18 protein-coding genes are annotated in these 19,788 nt (G+C 74.0%); 8 read left to right on the top strand and 10 right to left on the bottom strand.

Going from position 1 to position 19,788, the window contains the following annotated elements; all coding sequences use genetic code 11:
- Positions 1–52 precede the first annotated feature (52 nt).
- Both ACZ6NZ_RS27185 and pknB read right to left on the bottom strand, forming a co-directional pair.
- Positions 53–922 (bottom strand): deoxyribonuclease IV, encoded by an 870-nt coding sequence (locus ACZ6NZ_RS27185; RefSeq protein ID WP_366608800.1) that lies wholly within the window; start codon positions 920–922, stop codon positions 53–55.
- Positions 922–2,910 (bottom strand): Stk1 family PASTA domain-containing Ser/Thr kinase, encoded by a 1,989-nt coding sequence (pknB, locus tag ACZ6NZ_RS27180; protein WP_465860849.1) that lies wholly within the window; start codon positions 2,908–2,910, stop codon positions 922–924. Before pknB ends, ACZ6NZ_RS27185 begins: the two co-directional genes overlap by 1 nt.
- A 188-nt stretch (positions 2,911–3,098) precedes the next feature.
- Between pknB and ACZ6NZ_RS27175 the strand changes: the two genes are divergently transcribed.
- Positions 3,099–3,488 carry an Rv2175c family DNA-binding protein gene (locus ACZ6NZ_RS27175; RefSeq protein WP_465860848.1) on the top strand — a complete coding sequence of 130 codons (390 nt, stop codon included), beginning with the start codon at positions 3,099–3,101 and terminating at the stop codon, positions 3,486–3,488.
- A 99-nt stretch (positions 3,489–3,587) separates the two neighbouring features.
- Here the strand turns inward: ACZ6NZ_RS27175 and ACZ6NZ_RS27170 are convergent, their stop codons facing one another.
- Together ACZ6NZ_RS27170 and ACZ6NZ_RS27165 are read right to left on the bottom strand one after the other, a co-directional pair.
- Positions 3,588–4,670, bottom strand: a complete 1,083-nt coding sequence (locus ACZ6NZ_RS27170) for a polyprenyl synthetase family protein (RefSeq protein ID WP_465860847.1) — start codon at positions 4,668–4,670, stop codon at positions 3,588–3,590.
- 9 nt (positions 4,671–4,679) lie between these two features.
- Complete coding sequence (locus ACZ6NZ_RS27165; RefSeq protein ID WP_366608797.1) at positions 4,680–5,069, bottom strand: helix-turn-helix domain-containing protein; 390 nt, start codon at positions 5,067–5,069, stop codon at positions 4,680–4,682.
- 349 nt (positions 5,070–5,418) lie between these two features.
- Here ACZ6NZ_RS27165 and metF point away from each other — a divergent pair, with 349 nt between their 5' ends.
- Both metF and ACZ6NZ_RS27155 read left to right on the top strand, forming a co-directional pair.
- Complete coding sequence (metF, locus tag ACZ6NZ_RS27160; RefSeq protein WP_366608796.1) at positions 5,419–6,336, top strand: methylenetetrahydrofolate reductase [NAD(P)H]; 918 nt, start codon at positions 5,419–5,421, stop codon at positions 6,334–6,336.
- A 44-nt stretch (positions 6,337–6,380) separates the two neighbouring features.
- On the top strand, positions 6,381–7,070 hold the full coding sequence (locus tag ACZ6NZ_RS27155; protein ID WP_465860846.1) for a CDP-alcohol phosphatidyltransferase family protein: 690 nt from the start codon (positions 6,381–6,383) through the stop codon (positions 7,068–7,070).
- A gap of 33 nt (positions 7,071–7,103) precedes the next feature.
- Here ACZ6NZ_RS27155 and ACZ6NZ_RS27150 read toward each other — a convergent pair whose 3' ends face one another.
- The 6 genes from ACZ6NZ_RS27150 to ACZ6NZ_RS27125 form a co-directional block, all read right to left on the bottom strand.
- Entirely contained in the window at positions 7,104–8,591 is a 1,488-nt protein-coding gene (locus ACZ6NZ_RS27150) for a phytoene desaturase family protein (protein ID WP_465860845.1), read from the bottom strand.
- Positions 8,592–8,603: 12 nt separating this feature from the next.
- Positions 8,604–9,731, bottom strand: coding sequence for a glycosyltransferase family 2 protein (locus tag ACZ6NZ_RS27145; RefSeq protein WP_465860844.1), 1,128 nt, complete (start codon positions 9,729–9,731; stop codon positions 8,604–8,606).
- The gene (locus tag ACZ6NZ_RS27140; protein WP_465860843.1) at positions 9,728–10,585 is read right to left on the bottom strand and encodes a carotenoid biosynthesis protein; all 858 of its coding nucleotides are present in this window, start codon (positions 10,583–10,585) and stop codon (positions 9,728–9,730) included. The genes ACZ6NZ_RS27145 and ACZ6NZ_RS27140 overlap by 4 nt, the downstream gene beginning before the upstream one ends.
- The gene (locus ACZ6NZ_RS27135; RefSeq protein WP_366608791.1) at positions 10,582–11,133 is read right to left on the bottom strand and encodes a GNAT family N-acetyltransferase; all 552 of its coding nucleotides are present in this window, start codon (positions 11,131–11,133) and stop codon (positions 10,582–10,584) included. The genes ACZ6NZ_RS27140 and ACZ6NZ_RS27135 overlap by 4 nt, the downstream gene beginning before the upstream one ends.
- Positions 11,130–11,849, bottom strand: a complete 720-nt coding sequence (locus tag ACZ6NZ_RS27130; RefSeq protein ID WP_465860913.1) for a monooxygenase — start codon at positions 11,847–11,849, stop codon at positions 11,130–11,132. The genes ACZ6NZ_RS27135 and ACZ6NZ_RS27130 overlap by 4 nt, the downstream gene beginning before the upstream one ends.
- Positions 11,850–12,043: 194 nt before the next feature.
- On the bottom strand, positions 12,044–12,532 hold the full coding sequence (locus tag ACZ6NZ_RS27125) for a YbaK/EbsC family protein (RefSeq protein ID WP_465860842.1): 489 nt from the start codon (positions 12,530–12,532) through the stop codon (positions 12,044–12,046).
- Between the two features lie 446 nt (positions 12,533–12,978).
- Between ACZ6NZ_RS27125 and ACZ6NZ_RS27120 the strand changes: the two genes are divergently transcribed.
- The 5 genes from ACZ6NZ_RS27120 to ACZ6NZ_RS27100 all read left to right on the top strand — a co-directional run bounded on the left by ACZ6NZ_RS27120 (position 12,979) and on the right by ACZ6NZ_RS27100 (position 19,761).
- A complete protein-coding gene (locus ACZ6NZ_RS27120) occupies positions 12,979–13,428 on the top strand; it encodes an SAV_6107 family HEPN domain-containing protein (RefSeq protein WP_393138878.1) in 450 nt (149 codons plus the stop codon).
- 102 nt (positions 13,429–13,530) lie between these two features.
- Positions 13,531–14,256, top strand: a complete 726-nt coding sequence (locus ACZ6NZ_RS27115) for a hypothetical protein (RefSeq protein ID WP_355007688.1) — start codon at positions 13,531–13,533, stop codon at positions 14,254–14,256.
- Positions 14,253–15,863: a DNA polymerase Y family protein gene (locus tag ACZ6NZ_RS27110; protein ID WP_465860841.1), complete on the top strand. Its 1,611-nt coding sequence runs from the start codon at positions 14,253–14,255 to the stop codon at positions 15,861–15,863. Before ACZ6NZ_RS27115 ends, ACZ6NZ_RS27110 begins: the two co-directional genes overlap by 4 nt.
- A 240-nt stretch (positions 15,864–16,103) precedes the next feature.
- Positions 16,104–19,490: an error-prone DNA polymerase gene (locus ACZ6NZ_RS27105; protein ID WP_465860912.1), complete on the top strand. Its 3,387-nt coding sequence runs from the start codon at positions 16,104–16,106 to the stop codon at positions 19,488–19,490.
- A gap of 94 nt (positions 19,491–19,584) precedes the next feature.
- Positions 19,585–19,761: a hypothetical protein gene (locus tag ACZ6NZ_RS27100; RefSeq protein ID WP_167492956.1), complete on the top strand. Its 177-nt coding sequence runs from the start codon at positions 19,585–19,587 to the stop codon at positions 19,759–19,761.
- Positions 19,762–19,788: the final 27 nt, after the last annotated feature.

The following is a 19,788-nucleotide window of genomic DNA, read 5'->3' as shown; positions in this document are numbered from 1 at the left end:
CGCCGGAGAGGGAGGGGTCGGGGCGGGGTGGGGTGGGGTGGGGTGGGGTGGGTCAGGGGTGGGACAGGCGGGTGAGGGTGGCGATGTCGGCGGCGTGGCCCACGTGCTTCTCGCTGGGGGTCTCCACCACGATCGGGACGCCAGCGGTCGCCGGGTGCGCCATCAGCTCGGCGAAGGCGGGCTCGCCGATGCTGCCCTTGCCGATGTTCTCGTGCCGATCCCGGGTGGAGCCGCACAGATCCTTCGAGTCGTTGGCGTGAATCAGCCGCAGCCGGTCCGCGCCGACAGTGGCCACCAGGGTGTCCAGGGTCGCCGTCATGCCGCCCTCGGCCGCCAGGTCGTGGCCGGCCGCCCAGGCGTGGCAGGTGTCGAAGCAGACCCCGAGCATGGGATGCCCGTCCACCGCGTCCAGGTAGGGCCCGAGCTGCTCCACCCGGGAGGCCAGTGAGCGGCCACCGCCGGCGCTCGGCTCGACCAGCAACATCGGCCCGCCGGCGTCGGCAGCCCAGTCGAGCAGCGGCAGCAGCACCTCGCGGACCTGTCCCATCGCCGCCTCGGCGTGACCCTCGTCCACCGAACTGCCCGCGTGGAACACCACCCCGCGCGCACCGATCGCCACGCCCCGACGCAGCGCGTGCGCCAGCGTCTGGCCCGACTTCTCGACAGTGGCCGGAGTGGGCGAGCCGAGGTTGACCAGCAGAGCGGCGTGGATGAACGTGGGAACGCCCCGCTCGGCGAAACCGTCGCGGAACAGCGCGTCCTGCACCGGGTCACCGGCGGGCAGTGCCCAGCCTCGCGAGTTGGAGACGTAGACCTGCACCACCTGCGCGCCGGTCGCGTCGGCGTACGGCAGGGCGGCCTTCGCCAGCCCACCCGAGGTCGGAGTGTGCGTGCCCACCGGCCGCGCGGAGATCGTCGGCATCAGAAGCACGTCAGGGTGACCGGGGTGCCGGGCGCCACCTGCGAATTCTCGCCCGGGATCTGGATCCGGACCACGGCGTTCGGGTTGATCGCCATTGTCACCGGGAAGCCCTGACCCTCCAACGCCTGCTTGGCCTGCTGGCACGGCAGGTCGATCACCCGCGGCATGGCGAGCAGCGGTGGCCCCTTGCTGACGTCCAGCTTGACCTCGGTGCCCTTCTCCACACCGGCGCCGTCGGCCGGGCTCTGGCCGAGGATCTCGTCCCTCGGCTTGTCGGACTCCTTGTAGGTCTCCTTCAGCACCAGGTTGAGCTGGGCCAGGGTCGTCCGGGCGTCGGTCAGGCTCTTGCCGACCAGGTTCGGCACCGTCACCGGCGCCCTGCCCCGGCTCAGAACGAGGGTGACCTTCGCACCGGGTTTGACCTCGGTGCCGACCTTCGGGGAGCTGTCCACCACGACCCCGGCCGGCAGGCTGTCGTCGTAGCGGGGGGTGCCCCTGGCCACCACCAGCTTCACGTTGACCAGGTCCGCCTCGGCGAGCTCGAACTCCTTGCCGATCACGTCGGGGACGGGGAAACGCTCCGGACCCAGGGAGAGGGTCAGGGTGATCGTGCCACCCTTGAGAATCTCGGCGGCGGAGGCTGGGCTCTGCTCCAGCACGCTGTCCTTCGGAGCCTTCTCGTCGAAGCGTGGCTCGGCGTACGCGACGAGAAGCCCGGCGCGGTCGGCCCGCGCCTGCGCATCGGCCTTGCTCAGGCTCACCAGTTGCGGAGCGTCCGTGTAACGGCCGACGCCGAACCACCAGCCCCCGAGCGCGGCCACCAGGCCCAGCGTCACGACCACGGCCGCGACGGCCAGCCGGCCACGCGGGCTGCTCAGCAGCGTGCTGCGCAGCGTGGCGAGGCGGGCGCCCAGGCCCTCCGCCGGCTCCGGCGCGGCCCGACGCCGCCCCGGCCCCTGGCTGCCGGCGCCCTCGGGCAGGCGTGCCCACGACGGGCGATTGGGCGGCTGGAGCGTCGCGACCATCATGGTCGGCTGGGCGAGCGACGGTGCGTCACTGACCGGGCTGAGCACCGCGGTGTGGCTGTTGGCGTCGCCCAGACGATCCCGGGCCACCTGCACCTCGGTCAACAACGCGCCAGCGTCAGCGGGCCGTGCTCCCGGGTCGCGGCGGGTGGCCCGCTGCACCAGGTCGTCGAGGACCGACGGCAGGCCCGGCACCAGCGTCGAGGGCGCCGGCACGTCCCGGTCGACGTGCTGCCAGGCGACGTCCACCGGGCGGTCACCGTCGTACGGCACCCGACCGGTGAGCATCTCGAAGAGCACGATGCCGGCCGAGTAGACGTCGGTGCGCGGATCCGCGCGGCCCTCGGTGACCAACTCCGGGGCGACGTACGCCACGGTGGCCATCAGCTGGTTGCCCTGCTCCTCGTCGGCGCTCGCCTCGACCGCCCGGGCCAGGCCGAAGTCGGCCACCTTCACGACGCTGTCGACCAGGTTGGCGACGCCACCGGTAGGCGCCTCCGCGACCAGCACGTTCTCCGGCTTGACGTCGCGGTGCACGAGGCCGGCCCGGTGCGCGGCGGCGATCGCGGCGAGCATCTGCTCGGCGATGGCCAGCGCCTCGTCCGGGTTGAGCCGGCGTCGCTCGGCCAGCACGTCACGCAGCGTGCGGCCCCGGACGTACTCCATCACCAGGTACGGGAGGCCGGCGTGCGTGCCCTGGTCGTAGACCGCCACCACGTTCGGGTGGGTCAGCCGGGCGATGGTCTTCGCCTCGTCGGTGAACCGGGCTACGAAGTTGGCGATCCGGGCCCGTGCATCGCTCGCCTGGGTCGGGTGAATGATCTTGACAGCGACGGTGCGCTCTAGGCGTTCGTCGGTGGCGGTATATACGGTCGCCATGCCACCACGGGCCACGCGACCGCGAATGCGGTAGCGCCCGTCGATCAGCGAGCCCAGCAACGTGTCGGCGACCTGAGTGTCCATCGGCAGGCAGTCTATGTGTCCAGAGGGTGAAGGATGAACAGGATGCTACAGCCGTACGCCGAACCGGTCCGTCCCGCCGCGCTCCCCGCCCCTTGTTCGCTGGTCAGCGGGGATCAGGAAAGAGGACGCGGAGGGCCCGCCCGGGGTGCCGGTGGCTCGTCGCGGCGGTGGCGTGGCAGGGTGGTCGGGTGACCGAACCCGTACCCGACCAGGCCGCGCCCGGCCCGGAGCTTGCCGGCCCCACCGACCCGGCCGGCTGGTTGACCCTGCCCGACGTCGCCGAACGCCTCGACGTGTCGATCAGCAAGGTGCACCAGATGATCCGTGACCGCGAGTTGTTGGCGGTCCGCCGCGACGGCGTCCGTCGGATCCCGGCGGACCTGGTTGCCAACCAGACCGTGCTCAAGCACCTGCCCGGCGTGCTCAATCTGCTGGCCGACAACGGCTACGACGACGAGGCCGCCCTGCGCTGGCTCTACGAGCCGGACGACACCCTCCCCGGTGCCACCCCGGCCGCCGCCCTCTCGGGCGACCAGGCCCGCGAGGTGAAGCGCCGAGCCCAAGCCCAAGGCTTCTGACCCCGCCCCACCCCGCGCCTTCCGGCGTTGATCATGAGGTTGGCGGTGACACGCCGAGGCGAACGTCGCCAACCTCATGATCAACCCGGCGGGGGTGGGTCAGTCGGCTCGGCGGGTTGCGGCTATGGCCAGGTCGACCAGGGCCTGGCGAGCCTCGGTGTCGAGGTCGACGGTGGTCAGGGCGGCCAGGGCGGCGTCGGTGAGGGTGGCGATCCGCTGTTCGGTACGGGCCAGCGCCCCGCTCCCCGAGATCACCTCGCGGAGCCGGGCCACCCCGTGTTCGTCCAGCTCCGGCTCGCCGAGCCGGCCGAGCAGCAGCTCGCGGCCCGCGTCGTCGGTGGCCTCCACGGCTGCCGCCACCAGGTAGGTGCGCTTGCCCTCGCGCAGATCGTCCCCGGCCGGCTTGCCGGTCAGCGTCGGGTCGCCGAAGACCCCCAGCACGTCGTCGCGGAGCTGGAACGCCTCGCCCAGCGGCAGCCCGTACGCCGAGTAGGCCGTCCGCAAGTCCTCCGGCGCGTCGGCCAGCGCGGCGCCGAGCAGCATCGGACGCTCGACGGTGTACTTCGCGGACTTGTACCGGGCGACCTTGCTGGCCCGCTCCACCGAGGTGTCCCCGGTGACCTGCGTCAGCACGTCGAGGTACTGCCCGACGGTGACCTCGGTGCGCATCTCGTCGAAGACCGGCCGGGCTCGGGCCAACGAGCGCAGGTCCAGGCCGGCGGAGTGCAGCAACTCGTCGGACCAGACCAGGCACAGGTCACCGAGCAGGATGGCCGCGGCGTCGCCGAAACCGTCCGGGCTGCCGCCCCAGCCGGCCTTCCGGTGCCGGGTGGCGAACCGTCGGTGTACCGCCGGCTCGCCGCGCCGGGTGTCGGAACGGTCCATCAGGTCGTCGTGGATCAGGGCGCTGGCCTGGACGAACTCCAGCGCGGCCAGGGCGGTCACCACCTGGTCACCGTCCAGCCCGCCAGCCCCCCGGAACCCCCAGTAGGCGAATGCGGGACGCAGTCGCTTGCCGCCGCCGAGCACGAACGCCTCGATCGCCTCGGCCACCGGAACCAACGCCTCGTCCACGGCGACGAGCCGAGCCCGTTGGCCGGCCAGGAACTCGGTGAGAGCCTTGTCGACCCGCTGCCGCAGGCCGGCACGGTCGACGGGGGAGACGGGGGCAGCGTGGGTCACGCCCCGACGCTAGCCGGTCGTCCGTGCTCGTGCTCCACCGCCACGCGTGGTCCCGCCGGTGCGGCCGGGACCCGTCCGCCCGGCCGGTCGCGCGCCGGCCGCCGCGGTGCGGCCCGGCCCGGTGGCCCGCGTCGAGCCGGCCCGACGGGTGGCCGCGGCGGCCTCCGCGAGCACCACCAGCGGCACGTCCAGGACGACGGCGAGCCAGCCGAGCCAGAACCCGCCCGGCACGCGACGCTGTCGTTCCCACCGGGAAACCTCGTGCCGACTCAGCGTCGGCACCCCGGCGGCGGCACACAACTCGGCAGCGGCTCGCTGCTGGCTCCAGCCACGGGCCAGTCGGCACCGGGCCAGCAGCGGCCCGAGCTGCGCGGGACGCGGCGATGCGAGCGGGATCATGGGTCCTCCTGGCGGGCGTCGGTGCGGTGACGACCCACCCGGCTGACCGGACGGGATCGGCGTCACCGCTCGGTTGCTGACCCCCGCGCGGGACCTGGCCACCCCCGCCGCCCCTCCCGCACCGTCCCTTTCTACCTCGGGGGTACGACGCCTTTCCGTCGTCAGGTCGGGCGCGCGGTGCGACACATCCGCCGGCTCACGGCGGACCCGGCGACACCGCCCACAGTCTCCCCGCAGACCGGACGACGCCGGCCGCCGGCCAGATGACGCCGCCCGCCGGGCCGGGCGGCACCGGCCGCTGGGTGGGAAGGGCCTGGGTCCTGGTGCCATCGACCGCTAGAGTCGGGTCGTGGCGCTCGGTCTTCCCTCGACACTCCCCAATCCGCAGCCGGCGATCGGGGAGCTCATCCGTGAGCGCCAGCCGACCTTCTCGTTCGAGTTCTTCCCGCCCAAGACCGAGGCGGGGGAGCAGCTGCTCTGGCAGGCCATCCGCGAGCTGGAGTCCCTGCGCCCGTCGTTCGTGTCGATCACGTACGGCGCCGGCGGCTCGACCCGGGACACCACGGTGGCGGTGACCGAGCGGATCGCCACCGAAACGACGCTGCTGCCGATGGCCCACCTGACCGCGGTCAACCACTCCGTCGCCGAGTTGCGGCACGTGGTCGGCCGGCTCGCCGGGGTGGGGGTGCGCAACGTGCTGGCCGTTCGTGGCGACCCCCCGGGCAACCCGGGCGGTGAGTGGATCCGCCACCCCGAGGGCGTGGACTACGCCGAGGACCTGGTCCGGCTGGTGCGCGACGCCGGCGACTTCAGCGTCGGCGTGGCGGCCTTCCCGTACAAGCACCCCCGCTCGCCCGACGTGGCCAGCGACACCGCCCAGTTCGTCCGCAAGTGCCGGGCCGGCGCGGAGTTCGCGGTCACCCAGATGTTCTTCGACGCCGACGACTACCTGCGGCTACGTGACCGGGTGGCCGCTGCTGGCTGTGACACCCCGATTTTGGCCGGGGTGATGCCGGTGACCCAGTTCAGCACCATCGAGCGGTCCGTGCAGCTGTCCGGTGCGCCGTTCCCACCGGCGTTGGCGGCCAGCTTCGAACGCGTCGCCGACGACCCGGACGCCGTCCGTCGGCTCGGCATCGAGCAGGCCAGCGAGATGTGCCGCCGACTGCTGGACGAGGGCGTGCCGGGAATCCACTTCATCACCCTCAACCGGTCCACGGCGACCCGTGAGGTCTGGCAGAACCTGAAGGCCGGCGCCCGCGTGTGAACGCTGCGTTTGCGACACCTGTTGCCCGGCACGACGGTTGATCCGTGGTGGGCACACAGCTGAACTGGGATCAGTACGCCACGGCGTGGGCGCGGCTGCACGGCGGGTTCGACCCTCGGGTCGCCGCGCCGGTGGTGCGCGCCTGGCTGCGATTCGCGTACCACGTCGGATACGTGCTGGGTCGACTGCGGGTCAGCCCCACCGCGGTCACCGTGGCCGGGGTGCTGCTCTGCTTCTGCGTACCGTTGCTGGTGGGCCGGCCGGGGGACGGGCTGTTCCTCGGCGCGCTGTTCGTGCTGCTCGCCGCCGTGGCGGACAGCGTGGACGGTGCGGTGGCGGTCGCCACCGGCCGCACCACCCGGCTCGGCTACGTCTACGACTCGGTCGCCGACCGGCTCGGTGAGGTGGCGTGGCTGCTGGCCTTCTGGCTGGTGGGCGCGCCAGGTGGGCTGGTGGTCGCGGGCGGCGCGCTGTCCTGGTTGCACGAGTACGTCCGGGCGCGGGCGGTCGCCGCGGGTATGCGGGACATCGGCGCGGTGACGGTGGGCGAACGCCCCACCCGGGTCTCGGTGGCGCTGGCCGGCCTGCTGGTCGCCGGGCTGGCCGGGTTGATCGAGCCGGACCTGGCCGCCGGCACCATCACCATGGCGACCGCGGTCTGGGTGCTGCTGGCCGGTTTCGGCCTGGGGCAACTGCTCTCCAGCATCCGTCGCGCCCTGCTCGACGCCGACTGAGCCCGGCCGGGCCAGCCCGGCTCGACGCAGTCCCTACCAGGCGGGGCCGATCTCGTCGGCGACGATCTGCGCGGAGAGGGTCACCATCGGCAACCCGCCGCCCGGGTGGGTGGAGCCGCCCACCAGCCACAGCCCGTCAGCCGGGCCCCGGTTCGCCGGGCGCAGCAGCCCACCGGCGGTGCCGTAGATTGAGCCACCCGGTGCGCCGGTCGCCACGTCCAGGTCGGCCGGGGTACGGATCTCGCGGAACAGCAGCCGGTCGCGCACGTCCACGCCGCGCCGCGCCAGCACGTCCAGGATCCGGTCGGCGTACGCGTCGGCGAGCCCCGGGCGTCGCCAGTCGACAGCACCCGCCGCAGTGCCCTGTCGGGCGGCGTTGACCAGCACGAACCACGCCTCGTGTCCGGCTGGGCGGACCATCGGGTCGTCGGCCACTGTGACGAACACCGTCGGGTCGACCGCCGGCCGGGCCCGTACCCCGCGCCCGGGGTCACCGAAGACCGCGTCGAACTCGGCGTCGTAGTCGTCCGGGAAGAAGACGTTGTGGTGGGCCAGCCCGGTGCTGCCGGAGACGCCGAGCAGCAGCACGAAGCCGGCGAGGCTTCGGTCGGTCAGCGCGGCCAGCCGACCCGGGTGGGGCAGCAGGTCACGGTAGACGGTGAGCGCGTCCACGTTGGCCACCACCACGTCGGCGGGTACCGGGGCGGTGACGCCGGCGAGGCGTACCCCGTGCACCCGGCCGCCGGTGGCGTCGATCCGGGTGACGGTGGCGTCGGTCTGCACGACCACGCCGAGGTCCAGGCAGCGGGTCAGCAGCGCGTCGGCGAGCGTGCCCAGACCACCGCGCAGGTACCAGCCGCCGAAGGCCAGCTCGGCGTAGGGGACCGCGACCAGCGCCGCCGGTGCCCGACGTGGGTCGGCGCCGGTGTAGGTGGCGTACCGGTCCAGCATCATCCGCAGCCGGGGATCGGACAGGTGCCGGCGGCCCAGGCCGCGCAGACTACGGCCTGGGGCGATGGCGGCCAGGTCGCCGACGCGCCAGGCCAGCGACGCGAGGTCGCGGGGAGAGTCGACGGTACGGCGCAGGATGTCCCGTGAGGAGGCGTTCCACACCCGCGCCGCCCGACGCCACAGCCGCTGCCAGTCGGCCGCCGCCCGGTCACCGAACGCGGCACCGATCCGGGCGGTGAACTCCGCCGGGTCGGCGCACGAGTCCAGGGTCGGGCCACCGCCGGGAAAGACGTGCCGGACGATCGGGTCCAGGGCAACCAGGTCCAGGTATTCGTCGAGCTTCGCCCCGGTCGCCTCGAACAGGTCGTGGAAGACCTCGGGCAGGGTGAGCAGGCTCGGCCCGGTGTCGAAGTGGAACGACCCGGCCGGGGTGTCGTGCGTGTACCGGCCGAGCTTGCCGCCGACGGTGTCGGCCCGCTCGAAGACGGTCACCTGGTGCCCGGTGGCGGCCAGCCGGGCGGCGGTGGCGAGGCCACCCACCCCGGCACCCACGACCACGATCCGCGCCATGCCGCGTCCTCCCTAGCTGACCGGGCGGCCCCGCCAGGTCAGGCGGCGTCGCTTCCGCAGATGGTACGACCGCAGGGTCAGCCAACCGAGGACCACGACCGACACGGGGTGTGCGAGCGCGTCGGGCCACCACCGGCCACCTGTCGCGCGGGCGGTGAGCACCCGTCCGAGCACCCCGAGCACGTACGCGGCCAGGCCCACGGTGGCCACCCTCGGTGCGCCGGCCGCCGCACCCGTCAACGCGATCAGCGGTGGGGCGGTGTAGAGCAGCAGCAACGCCGCCACCACGGCCGCCGCCGCGCCCGGGTGCCCGAACGACGCCCAGAGCGACTTCGAGTACCCGTCGCGCAGTTGCGGCCAGTCGTCGTACATCCGGCAGGTGGCCAGCCGGGAGCCGTCGGCCAGGGCGATCCGCCCACCGGCCCGCTTGACCGCCCGGGCCAGCTCGACGTCCTCCAGGATCTTGTCGGCGACCGCGGCGTGCCCGCCGGCGGCGGTGTAGCCGCGCCGGTCCACCACCAGGAACTGCCCGCCCGCCGCGGCCAGCGACGGCCGCGGTGAGCGCTCCATCGCGCGCAGCGGCAGGAAGGTCAGCCAGAGCCACTGCAGCAGCGGCTGCACCAACCGGTCGCCGGCCGTCGCCACCACGATCCGGGGGTACGGCGACAGCAACGTCGCGCGGGCGGCGCGCAGCTCGGTGACGGCAGCGGCCACGGCGTGCGGGGCGAGCACCACGTCGGCGTCGACGAAGACCAGTGCGGTGGCGTCCGGATCGGCCCGGGTGGCGAGCTGCCAGCAGGCGTGCGGCTTGCCCAGCCAGCCCGGCGGTGGAGCGACCCCGGTGAGCAACGTGACCCGGGGGTCGTCGCCGACCACCGCGCGGACCACGTCGGCGGTGCCGTCGGTGGACCCGTCGTCGAGGACCACGACGCGCAGCCCGGGTACGCCGCGCTGGGCCAGCAGGGCACGCAGGCAGGGCGTGACCCGGGTGGCCTCGTCGCGCAGCGGCAGCAGCACGGTGACCGGCTCGTCGACGTCGTCGGGCCGGTCGGTGGGTCGGCGCAGCCACCGGGTGGCGTTGAGCCAGGTGTGCCCGGTCAACGCGGCGACGGCGATGAGCAGGGCGAGCAGGACGGTCATCGGGTCGCGTCGACGCCGGGGCGGTGTGGCTGGTGGGCCTCCCGAGCGGGGTCACCGCCCCGGCGGGCACGCAGGAGGGTCACCGCCAGGGGTACGGCGGTCACCGCCATGCCGGCGGCGCCCCAGAGCGCCGAGGCGGGCAGGTCGAGGAAGACGGCGTGGGCCAGGATGCTGGAGAAGTACGTCCACAGGTAGAGCGCGAGCATCGGGTGGTCCCGCCGATCGGTGTGTTCGGCGGCCGGCCCGGCCAGCGGGCGTAGCGCGCTCATCATCAGCACCGCGAAGAGCAGCCAGCCCAGATAGTTGCTGACCGGAATGCCGGCCAGGCCGGGCAGGGCCGGGGTGGCATCGCGCCAGACCCAGTAGCCCTCGGCCACCATCTGCGGGTCGAGGAAAAGGTCCCAGGCGGCCAGCCCCACGGTGGCCAGCGCGATCCGCCCCACCCACCGCCCCACCGTCGGCCCGCTGCCGCCGGCCGTCGTGGTCCTGCCGCCGGTCAGTCGGACCGCTGCCAGCCAGGCCGGCCAGGCCATCCAGGTCCAGGCCAGCGGAATGATCAGCGGCACGCCGGCCAGCTTCGGACCCAGCTCTCCGGAGTAGTCGTAGCTGCCGAACGGCACGCCGGTGGCCACCCCGATCGCCTCGATCGCGAACCCGCCGCCGGTGGCCACCGCGACCAGCGCCGCCGCCACCCGGGGGCCCCGGCTGAGCAGCGCGTGGCCGACCGAGAGCAGCCAACCGAGGACGACGGTGGCCACTGTGAGCCCGGCCCGGGTGGCGCCGGTGGTGAGCGGGTAGCAGATCTGGGCGAGGACCAGGACGGCGAGCAGCGTCCAGGAGATCCGCCGGGTCATGACGCCGGTGGCTCGAGCGGCAGATCCCGACCGAGTACGCCGAACGGTCGCTCGTCGCCGGGGAAGTGGAAGTCGCGCAGCACGTCGACGAAGCCGAACCGTCGGTACAACCGCCAGGCCCGCGAGGTCTGCTCGTCGGCCTCCGGAGTGGACAGCAGTACGGTGTCGCCCTCCGCCATGCCGAGCAGCGCCCGCAGCTGACCGGTGCCCAGGCCGTGCCCCTGCGCCGGTGGCCGGACGTGCAGCTCGACCACCTCGAAGCAGTGGGTGAGCCAGCGCGCGCGGGTCGGGGCGTTCAGTGCGCGGTGCACCTGGTCGTGCCACCACTGACCGGACGCGCCCAGGTAGCCGTAGCCGAAGCCGGCGAGATGACCCTCACTGGTCAGGCTGGCGACCGCCCGGAAACCCGGTCGGCGGACATGGGTGGCGATGTAACCGCGCCGGGCCTCCAGCAGGTCGGTGCGGTATCCCATCGCCTCGCCGTAGACGGCCACCACGTCGTCCAGCCGCCGGACGAGATCGTCCGGCGTCCAGCGCACCAACCTCATGCCCGTCCACCCTTCACCGTTTCCGAGCCGTCGTCGACGACCCATCCGAGCACCGACCGGTCGCCGACCACGTCGCGCACCTCGAACCGGGCGAACAGCTCCTCGGCGTACCAGCCCGCGGTGGGGGTTCGCATGATCGCCGCCCGGTGCTCCGGGTGACGGTACGCGAACGCCACCAGGTCCGTCGGGTCGCGCCACACGCTCACCGTGCCCTGCCAACCCAGCGGGGCCTCTCCGACCCCGAACCGGGCCAGCAGCCCGGGCGCGTCGCGCAACGCGGCGGCCACCGGCGGGATCGCCCGCCAGAAGGTGGCCGCCCGGCGGGCCCGCAGCCGGGCCCGGGTCAGTGCCAGCACCGGGCCGGTGACCCGGCCGCCCGACGGGTCGCCGAACGGTCGCTGGCCGGACCACTCGCCCCGGCTGGTCAACGGGCATAGGTCGATTCGTACCTGGGCGTGGGCGATGCGCGCCCAGGCCCGCCCGACCGGAGAGTCGTCGAAGCCGGCCGCCGCGGCGGGGGAGTCCCAGACGGTCAGCGCCGCCCAGCGGGTCAGGTCGGCGTCCCGGGGCCCGAAGTCGGTGCCGGTCCCGGTGCCCAGCAGCTTGCCGAAACGAACGCCGGGGAGGGCCCGCAACCGGCGGGGGTCCACCGCCATCCGGGTCAGCGCCCGGGGCAACGCGCCACGGGAGGTCCGCCACACGTGCAGCGTGACCAGCTCCGGAGCCGCGCTGACGTCGCCGCTGTGCCCGCAGGTCCGCTCGCTCCGCTCGTTCGCGCCACCGCTTCGCGGCGACGCGAACGTGTCGCTGCTGTGCCTGCTGGTCCGCTCGCTCCGCTCGTTTGCGCCACCGCTTCGCGGCGACGCGAACGTGTCGCTGCTGTGCCTGCTGGTCCGCTCGCTCCGCTCGCTCACGCCACCTCGGCCGGGGTGCCGGCGGTGACCCGCAACAGCTCGGGGTAGGTGGTCGGGAAGACCGCCTGGGGCACGCCACCCGCGGCCCAGATCTCCGGGTACGCCGCCAGCGCCGTGTCCACCAGGGTGCGCAGCGGGCGCGGGTGCCCGAGCGGGGCGACCCCGCCGATCGGCTGCCCGGTGTGGGCCCGGACGAACTCCGGGGTGGCCCGACGCAGTCGGGTGACGCCGATCGATGCCGCCAGGCCGGCGGTGTCGACCCGGTGTGCGCCGGAGGTGAGGACGAGCAACGGCGTGTCGTCCGCGTCGAAGATCAGCGAGTTGGCGATCTGGCCGACCTCGACGTAGAGCGCCTCGGCGGCCGCCGCGGCGGTGTGCACCGCGTCGGGCAGCAGACGGACCACGCTGGGCTCACCGCCGCCGTCGAGGGTGCCGGCGGCGGTGAGCGCGTCCTGCACCGCCCGTACGTTCGGGTGTGGCTGCATCCCGCCATTCTTCCCGGTCCGTCGGTGGCCGGTTCAGTCGGCCGGCACGCTCGGCGCGTCACACGTTGCATTTTCGTCGGAGGGGAGGTGTACTGTCAGCAGCAGTTAGAACGAGTGTTCGATTGCCTCGAACGCCCGTTCCAACCAGCCGGAGCGCGGCGTTTCGCGGCGCCACCTCCGGGCGGTGCGGCTCCGCGGGCCGCACCGGGGTTTCCGGGCAGTCGCGAGCCTGGTCCCCATTAGGCAGGAGCGTCGCTCGCCGCCCACGACCCCCGGGCGGCGGGCGACGCACCCGCCGGTCCGCCGGCCGGGTGTGGTGTGGGGAAGCATCCACACCCGGCCGGCCACACCCGGTGCGTCTTCCTCCGCACCACCCCGACCTCGGCGTCTCGTCGGTGGCATCAGCCACCGCAGTGACGTCTCGGCCACGTGGAGGAGAGACATCCATGCCGACCAACCCGGCTCAGGCACCGACGGTGCCGGCGCACGTGCTGCCGCACCGCACCCCCACCCAACTCCTCACGTTGGCCCGCCGTGGGCTGGTCGAGGCCGGCCAGACCCGACCCGATGGCCTGCGCTACGCGGCTGCCCACCTGGCCGCCCTGCGCGCGGCGGCAGCTCTGCTGGCCGCCCGGGCCCGCCCCGCGCCGAGTCGACGCAACCGGATCACCAGTGTCTGGGTCCTCCTCTGCGCCGTCGCTCCGGAGCTCGACGAGTGGTCCCGGTTCTTCGCCGCGGGGGCCAGCAAGCGCGCCGCCGCCGAGGCCGGCATCCCCCGGGTGGTCAGCGCCCGGGAGGCCGACGATCTGCTCCGCGCAGCCGAACAGTTCGTCACGGTGGTGGAAACCGCGCTCGGCGTGGCCCACCAACCGGCCCTGGACGGTCTCGCCGCCTGATCCCGCCGTGCCACCGGCCGCCCCGCTAGGGGAGCCGGGCGGCCGGTGGCACGGCGTGCCGGTCCTCATCTGATCCACAGCAACGACGGGGGAGTTGGTCCAATGGCGGGCCGCATGGTGGCTGGTTCCGCCGCGCTGGCCGATCTGGTGCGCCCGGCGAGCGCGCCCGACCCGGTCGGTGGCCACCGGGTGCTGCCGGTGGTGCCCGAGCTGACCGGTCTGCTGCCCAACCGGGGCCTGCGCCGGGGCAGCACCATCGCGGTCGCCGCCGGCCAGCCCCGCCGCAGCGGTGGCACCTCGCTGATGCTGGCCCTGCTCGCCGAGGCGTCCCGGGCCGGCTCGTGGTGCGCCGTGGTCGGGGTGCCGACGTTCGGCGCGGGCGCGGCGGCCGAGCTGGGCATCGCCCTGGACCGGCTGGCCCTGGTGCCGAACCCCGGCCCCGAGTGGGCCACCGTGGTCGCCGCGCTGATCGACGGGGTGGACGTCGTGGTCACCACCGTGCCGGCCTCGGTCTCCGCCTCGGTCGCCACCCGGTTGGCCGCCCGGGCCCGGCAGCGCGGCAGCGTGCTCGTTCCGTACGGCCGGTGGGACGGCGCGGACGTGACGCTGCAGGTGGTCCGGGGAGTCTGGGAGGGTCTCGGGCTGGGCCGGGGGCGGTTGCGCCGTCGGGAGATCACCGTCTCGGCGCGCGGGCGCGGGGCGGCTGCCCGGCCCAAGGAGATCAAGGTCTGGCTCCCGGGTGACGAGTTGACCCGGGTGATCCCTCGTACGCTGCCGTCGCCCGTGGGTCGATCGGCCGCGCCACTCGCGCTGGTCGGTCAGGGGTGACCGGCACGCCGGCACGCACGCTGCTGCTGTGGTGCCCGGACTGGCCGGTGCTCGCCGCCGAGATCGTCGACGGGGTGCCGGCGACCGGCCCGGTCGCCGTGCTGCACGCCAACCGGGTGGTCGCCTGCTCCGAGCGGGCCCGCGCCGAAGGGGTGCGTCGAGGGCTGCGCAAGCGGGAGGCACAGGGGCGTTGTCCGCAGCTCACCGTCGTGGAGTACGACCCCGGCCGGGACGCCCGGGCGTTCGAACCGGTGGTCGCCGCGGTGGAGGAGTTGGTCGCCGGTGTCGAGGTGGTCCGTCCGGGCGCCTGCGCGGTGGCCGCCCGGGGGCCGGGCCGTTACCTCGGCGGCGAGGAGGCGGCCGCTGAGCGGATCATCGAGCATGTGGCGCAGTCGTGCCTGGTGGAGAGCCAGGTCGGCATCGCCGACGGGGTGTTCGCGGCCGGTTTGGCCGCTCGCGCCGGCCGGGTGGTGGCACCGGGTGGGACACCGGGGTTCCTGGCCGGGTTGCCGGTCGAGGCGCTCGGGCGGTCGGCGCTCGCCGACCTGCTGCGCCGGCTGGGAGTACGCACCCTCGGCGACTTCGCCGCCCTGCCGGCCGGCGACGTGCTGGCCCGGTTCGGGTTCGACGGTGCGCTGGCCCACCGGCTGGCCGCCGGGCGGGACCACCGCCCACTCGCCGTCCGGCAGCCGCCGGCCGACCTGACGGTGACCGCGGAGCACGACGACCCGATCGACCGGGTCGACGCGGCGGCGTTCGTGGCCCGGGCGCTGGCCGAGCAGCTGCACGAACGCCTGGCCGGGCACGGTCTGGCCTGCACCCGGCTCGGCATCGAGGCGGTCACCGAGCACGGGCAGGAGCTGCACCGGGTGTGGCGGCACGATGGCCTGCTCACCGCCGCGGCCATCGCCGACCGGGTGCGCTGGCAGCTCGACGGGTGGCTCTCCGGCAGCAATGGCCGGGCCGGTGCCCGACCGGCCCGGCCGACGGCCGGCATCATCCGGCTGCGACTGATCCCGGACGGGGTGATCGCCCAGGCTGGTCTGCAGGCCGGTCTCTGGGGGGAGACCGGCGAGGAGCGGGAACGCGCGCACCGGGCGTTGAGCCGGGTGCAGGGCATCCTCGGCCCGGAGGCGGTGGTGACCGCGGTGCTCGGTGGTGGGCGCGCCCCGGCCGACCAGGTGCGACTGGTGCCGTGGGGCGACGAACGCGTCCCCACCCGCCCCGGCCCGCCGCCCGATGCCGGTGTCGGCCCGACCACCGGCCAGGGCGGGAGTGCTCCGCCGTGGCCGGGCCGGCTGCCGCCGCCCGCGCCCGCCGTGGTGCTGCCCAGCCCGCTCGCCGCGACCGTGCACGACGCCGCTGGCGAGCCGGTGGTGATCAGCGCGCGGTTGGCGGTGAGCGCCGCGCCCGCCCGACTGGTGGTCGGTGCCGGTCAGCCGGCGGAGATCGTGGGTTGGGCCGGGCCGTGGCCGGTGGACGAGCGCTGGTGGGCGCCGGCCGAGGCCCGCCGACGGGCCCGGTTCCAGGTCAGCCTGGCCGACGGTGCCGCCCTGCTGCTGGCCGTGGAGTCGGGGCAGTGGTTGGTGGAAGCGATCTATGACTAGGTCAGGTCGATCCCTGCCCGGCGTCGGCTGGCTCCGCGCTGGCCGGGGAGCAGATGTCCTGATGAGCGTGATGACTCACAGACATCTTGATGCCTGTGAGTCATCACGCTCATCGCACCTCTCGCCGCCGTCGGGGCGACCGTCGTCGTGTCCGTCGTCGACCCGGTCACCCGGCATCCCTCGGCCGAGCAGGACCGGGCCGAGCAGGACCGGGCCGAGCAACGCGGCCGGAGCGGCCGGATGAGCTTCCACAACCCGAAGATGCCCTGGTCGGAGCTGGAGCGGGTGCTCTCCGGGCGGGCCAGCGGCGGCGCCGGCCGGTCGGGTGGCGGGCGGTCGCGCGAGGAGCGGCACCTGCACGTGGTGGACCCGCTCGCCGTGGACGCCGATGGCGGCGACTCCCCGGCCTGGAGCCGCCGCCGCGAGCAGTACCAGCCACCGGAGCTGACCCGCCCCGACGGCGTGGTGCCCTACGCGGAGCTGCACGCGCACACCAACTTCAGCTTCCTCGACGGCGCCAGCCACCCGGAGGAGCTGGCCGAGGAGGCGGCCCGGCTGGGGCTCACCGCGCTCGCCGTCACCGACCACGACGGCTTCTACGGGGTGGTCCGCTTCGCCGAGGCGGCCCGCACGCTGGGGCTGCCGACCATCTTCGGCGCGGAGCTGTCCCTCGGCCTGCCCGGCCCGCAGAACGGTGAGCCCGACCCGCACGGCGCGCACCTGCTGGTGCTCGCGCACGGCCACGAGGGGTACGCCCGGCTGGCCACCACCATCGCCCGCGCCCAGCTGCGCGGCGGGGAGAAGGGCCGCCCGGATTACGGGAGCCTGGAGGAGGTCGCCGCCGAGCTGAAGGATCACGTGCTGGTGCTGACCGGCTGCCGCAAGGGGCACGTGCCGGGTGCCCTGCTCACCGAGGGGGTGGACGCGGCGGCCCGCGAGCTGGACCGGCTGACCTCGCTCTTCGGCGCGGAGACGGTGGCGGTGGAGCTGACCGACCACGGCCATCCCGTCGACGCCGACCGTAACGACGCGCTCGCCGAGCTGGCCGCCGCGGCCGGGCTGCCGACGGTGGCCAGCAACAACGTGCACTACGCGAGCCCCGGCCGGCGTCGGCTGGCCACCACCGTCGCCGCGGTCCGGGCCCGACGCAGCCTGGACGAGATCGACGGCTGGTTGCCCGCGGCGGCCACCGCCCACCTGCGCAGCGGCGCGGAGATGGCGGCCCGGTTCGCCGCGTACCCGGGTGCGGTGGCGCGGGCCGCCGAGTTCGGCGCCGAGTTGGCCTTCGACCTTCAGCTCGTCGCGCCGCAGTTACCGGCGTACCCGGTGCCGCCGGGGCACACCGAGATGAGTTGGCTGCGGAAGCTGACAGCCGACGGTGCGCACGAGCGCTACGGGCCGCCGCAGGCGCACCCGACGGCGTACGCGCAACTCGAGCACGAACTGAACATGATCGAGGAGCTGGGTTTCCCCGGTTATTTCCTGGTGGTCTACGACATCGTCACGTTCTGCCGTGACCAGGACATCTACTGCCAGGGTCGGGGTTCGGCGGCCAACTCGGCGGTCTGTTACGCGCTGCGGATCACCAATGTGGACGCGGTCCGGCACCAACTGCTCTTCGAGCGGTTCCTCGCCCCGGAGCGGGACGGCCCACCCGACATCGACGTGGACATCGAGTCCGACCGCCGGGAGGAGGTGATCCAGCACGTCTACACCCGTTACGGCCGGGAGCACGCCGCCCAGGTCGCCAACGTCATCTCCTACCGGCCCCGGTCGGCCGTACGGGACGTGGCCAAGGCGTTCGGCTACTCCCCGGGGCAGCAGGACGCCTGGAGCAAGCAGATCGACAGGTGGGGCTCGGTCGCCACCGTCGATGTCGAGAACATCCCCGAGCAGGTGGTGGAGTACGCCAACGAGCTGCAGACGTTCCCGCGGCACCTGGGCATCCACTCCGGCGGCATGGTGATCTGCGACCGGCCGGTGATCGAGGTCTGCCCGGTGGAGTGGGGGCGGATGCCCGGGCGCAGCGTCCTGCAATGGGACAAGGACGACTGCGCCGCGGTGGGCCTGGTCAAGTTCGACCTGCTCGGCCTGGGCATGCTCTCCGCCCTGCACTACGGCTACGACATGATCGGGATGAGCCTCGACCTCGGTGACATGACCCTGGACGACCCGGAGGTCTACGACATGCTCTGCCGGGCCGACTCGGTCGGGGTGTTCCAGGTGGAGAGCCGGGCCCAGATGGCCACCCTGCCCCGACTCAAGCCCCGCGAGTTCTACGACCTGGTGGTCGAGGTGGCGCTGATCCGTCCCGGCCCGATCCAGGGCGGTTCGGTGCACCCGTTCATCCGCCGCAAGAACGGCCAGGAGCCGGTGACCTTCGCGCACCCGCTGATGCGCAACGCCCTGGAGAAGACCCTGGGTGTGCCGTTGTTCCAGGAGCAGCTGATGCAGCTCGCCATCGACCTGGCCGGCTTCGACGCGGCCGAGGCCGACCAGTTGCGCCGGGCGATGGGCGCCAAACGGTCGGTGGAGCGGATGACCCGGATCGCCGACCGGCTCTACGCTGGGATGGCGGAGCGGGGCATCACCGGTGAGCTGGCCGACGACGTCTACCGCAAACTCACCGCGTTCGCCAGCTACGGCTTTCCGGAGAGCCACGCGATGAGCTTCGCCTACCTGGTCTACGCCAGCTCCTGGCTCAAGCGTTACCACCCCGCGCCGTTCCTGGCCGCGCTGCTCAACGCCCAGCCGATGGGTTTCTACTCGCCGCAGACCCTGGTCGACGACGCCCGTCGGCACGGGGTGGAGGTCCGCCGTCCGGACATCAACGCCAGCGGGGCGGTGGCGGTGCTGGAGTCCACTCCGGAGACCCGGTGGGGCAGCGGGCCGGGGGAGCCGCCGCACGCCTGGGGGCTGGGCGGCCCCGCCGTCCGGCTCGGCCTGTCCAGTGTGCGCACACTCGGTGCCGACGTGGCCGAGCGGATCGAGGCCGAGCGGGCCGGGCGCGGGCCGTACACCGACATGCCGGACCTGGCCCGGCGGGTCGGTCTCACCGCCGCGCAGTTGGAGGCGTTGGCCACCGCGGACGCCTTCGCCTGTTTCGGGTTGACCCGGCGGCAGGCGCTGTGGGCCGCCGGTGCGGCGGCCCAGGACCGACCGGGCCGGTTGCCCGGCACGGTGACCGGCGCGGCGGCGCCCACGCTGCCCGGGATGGAGGCGGTGGACCGGCTGGTCGCCGACGTGTGGGCCACCGGGTTGTCGCCGGAGAGCCACCCCGCCCGCTTCATCCGGGGGCAGCTCGACGTGCTCGGCGCGGTGCCGATCGCCCGGCTCGGCCGGGTGGAGCCGGGGCAACGGATCCGGGTCGGCGGCATCGTCACCCACCGGCAACGCCCGGCGACCGCGGGCGGGGTCACCTTCCTCAACCTGGAGGACGAGACGGGGATGCTCAACGTCACCTGTTCGCCGGGGCTGTGGCAGCGCTACCGGCGGGTGGCGCGGACCAGTGCCGCGCTGGTGGTACGGGGGCGGTTGCAGCGGCACGAGGGGGTGACCAACCTGGTCGCCGACCGGCTGGACGCCATCGAGCCTCCGGTGCGTCCGGCGTCCCGCGACTTCCGCTGAATTCAGTGATCCACATTACGGTTTCCGGAGCCGCCGGGCGGGAGACTCGTCCCGAGCGGGCAGAGCGGCCCGTGATCCGTGAGGGGGAACGACAGTGACGGGAAATCACGCGTACACCGGTGGAATCGCCAACGCCCGGCGGACCCGACTGGGCACCGGCTGGGTGCCGTCGCACCTCGCCGACCCCCGCGAGTACGAGGTGACGAACGGCCCGGTGGCCAACGAGCGCCGGTCCCGGGCGGAGGACGAGGCCGAGGGCACCGAGGCCTGACCGCCGCCGCGCCACGCACCGATCGGG

Source organism: Micromonospora sp. NPDC047756 (assembly GCF_055587245.1).
The sequence above is the reverse complement of the archived record's forward strand: the minus strand, read 5'-3'. Positions and strand labels throughout refer to the sequence as shown.

Coding starts and splice junctions, on each gene's coding strand:
- ACZ6NZ_RS27135 (WP_366608791.1), bottom strand. CDS start 11,133: ATGAGGTTGGTGCGCTGGACGCCGGACGATCTCGTCCGGCGGCTGGAC.
- pknB (WP_465860849.1), bottom strand. CDS start 2,910: ATGGACACTCAGGTCGCCGACACGTTGCTGGGCTCGCTGATCGACGGG.
- ACZ6NZ_RS27140 (WP_465860843.1), bottom strand. CDS start 10,585: ATGACCCGGCGGATCTCCTGGACGCTGCTCGCCGTCCTGGTCCTCGCC.
- ACZ6NZ_RS27150 (WP_465860845.1), bottom strand. CDS start 8,591: ATGGCGCGGATCGTGGTCGTGGGTGCCGGGGTGGGTGGCCTCGCCACC.
- ACZ6NZ_RS27120 (WP_393138878.1), top strand. CDS start 12,979: ATGCCGACCAACCCGGCTCAGGCACCGACGGTGCCGGCGCACGTGCTG.
- ACZ6NZ_RS27145 (WP_465860844.1), bottom strand. CDS start 9,731: ATGACCGTCCTGCTCGCCCTGCTCATCGCCGTCGCCGCGTTGACCGGG.
- ACZ6NZ_RS27125 (WP_465860842.1), bottom strand. CDS start 12,532: ATGCAGCCACACCCGAACGTACGGGCGGTGCAGGACGCGCTCACCGCC.
- ACZ6NZ_RS27115 (WP_355007688.1), top strand. CDS start 13,531: ATGGCGGGCCGCATGGTGGCTGGTTCCGCCGCGCTGGCCGATCTGGTG.
- ACZ6NZ_RS27165 (WP_366608797.1), bottom strand. CDS start 5,069: ATGATCCCGCTCGCATCGCCGCGTCCCGCGCAGCTCGGGCCGCTGCTG.
- ACZ6NZ_RS27185 (WP_366608800.1), bottom strand. CDS start 922: ATGCCGACGATCTCCGCGCGGCCGGTGGGCACGCACACTCCGACCTCG.
- ACZ6NZ_RS27105 (WP_465860912.1), top strand. CDS start 16,104: ATGAGCTTCCACAACCCGAAGATGCCCTGGTCGGAGCTGGAGCGGGTG.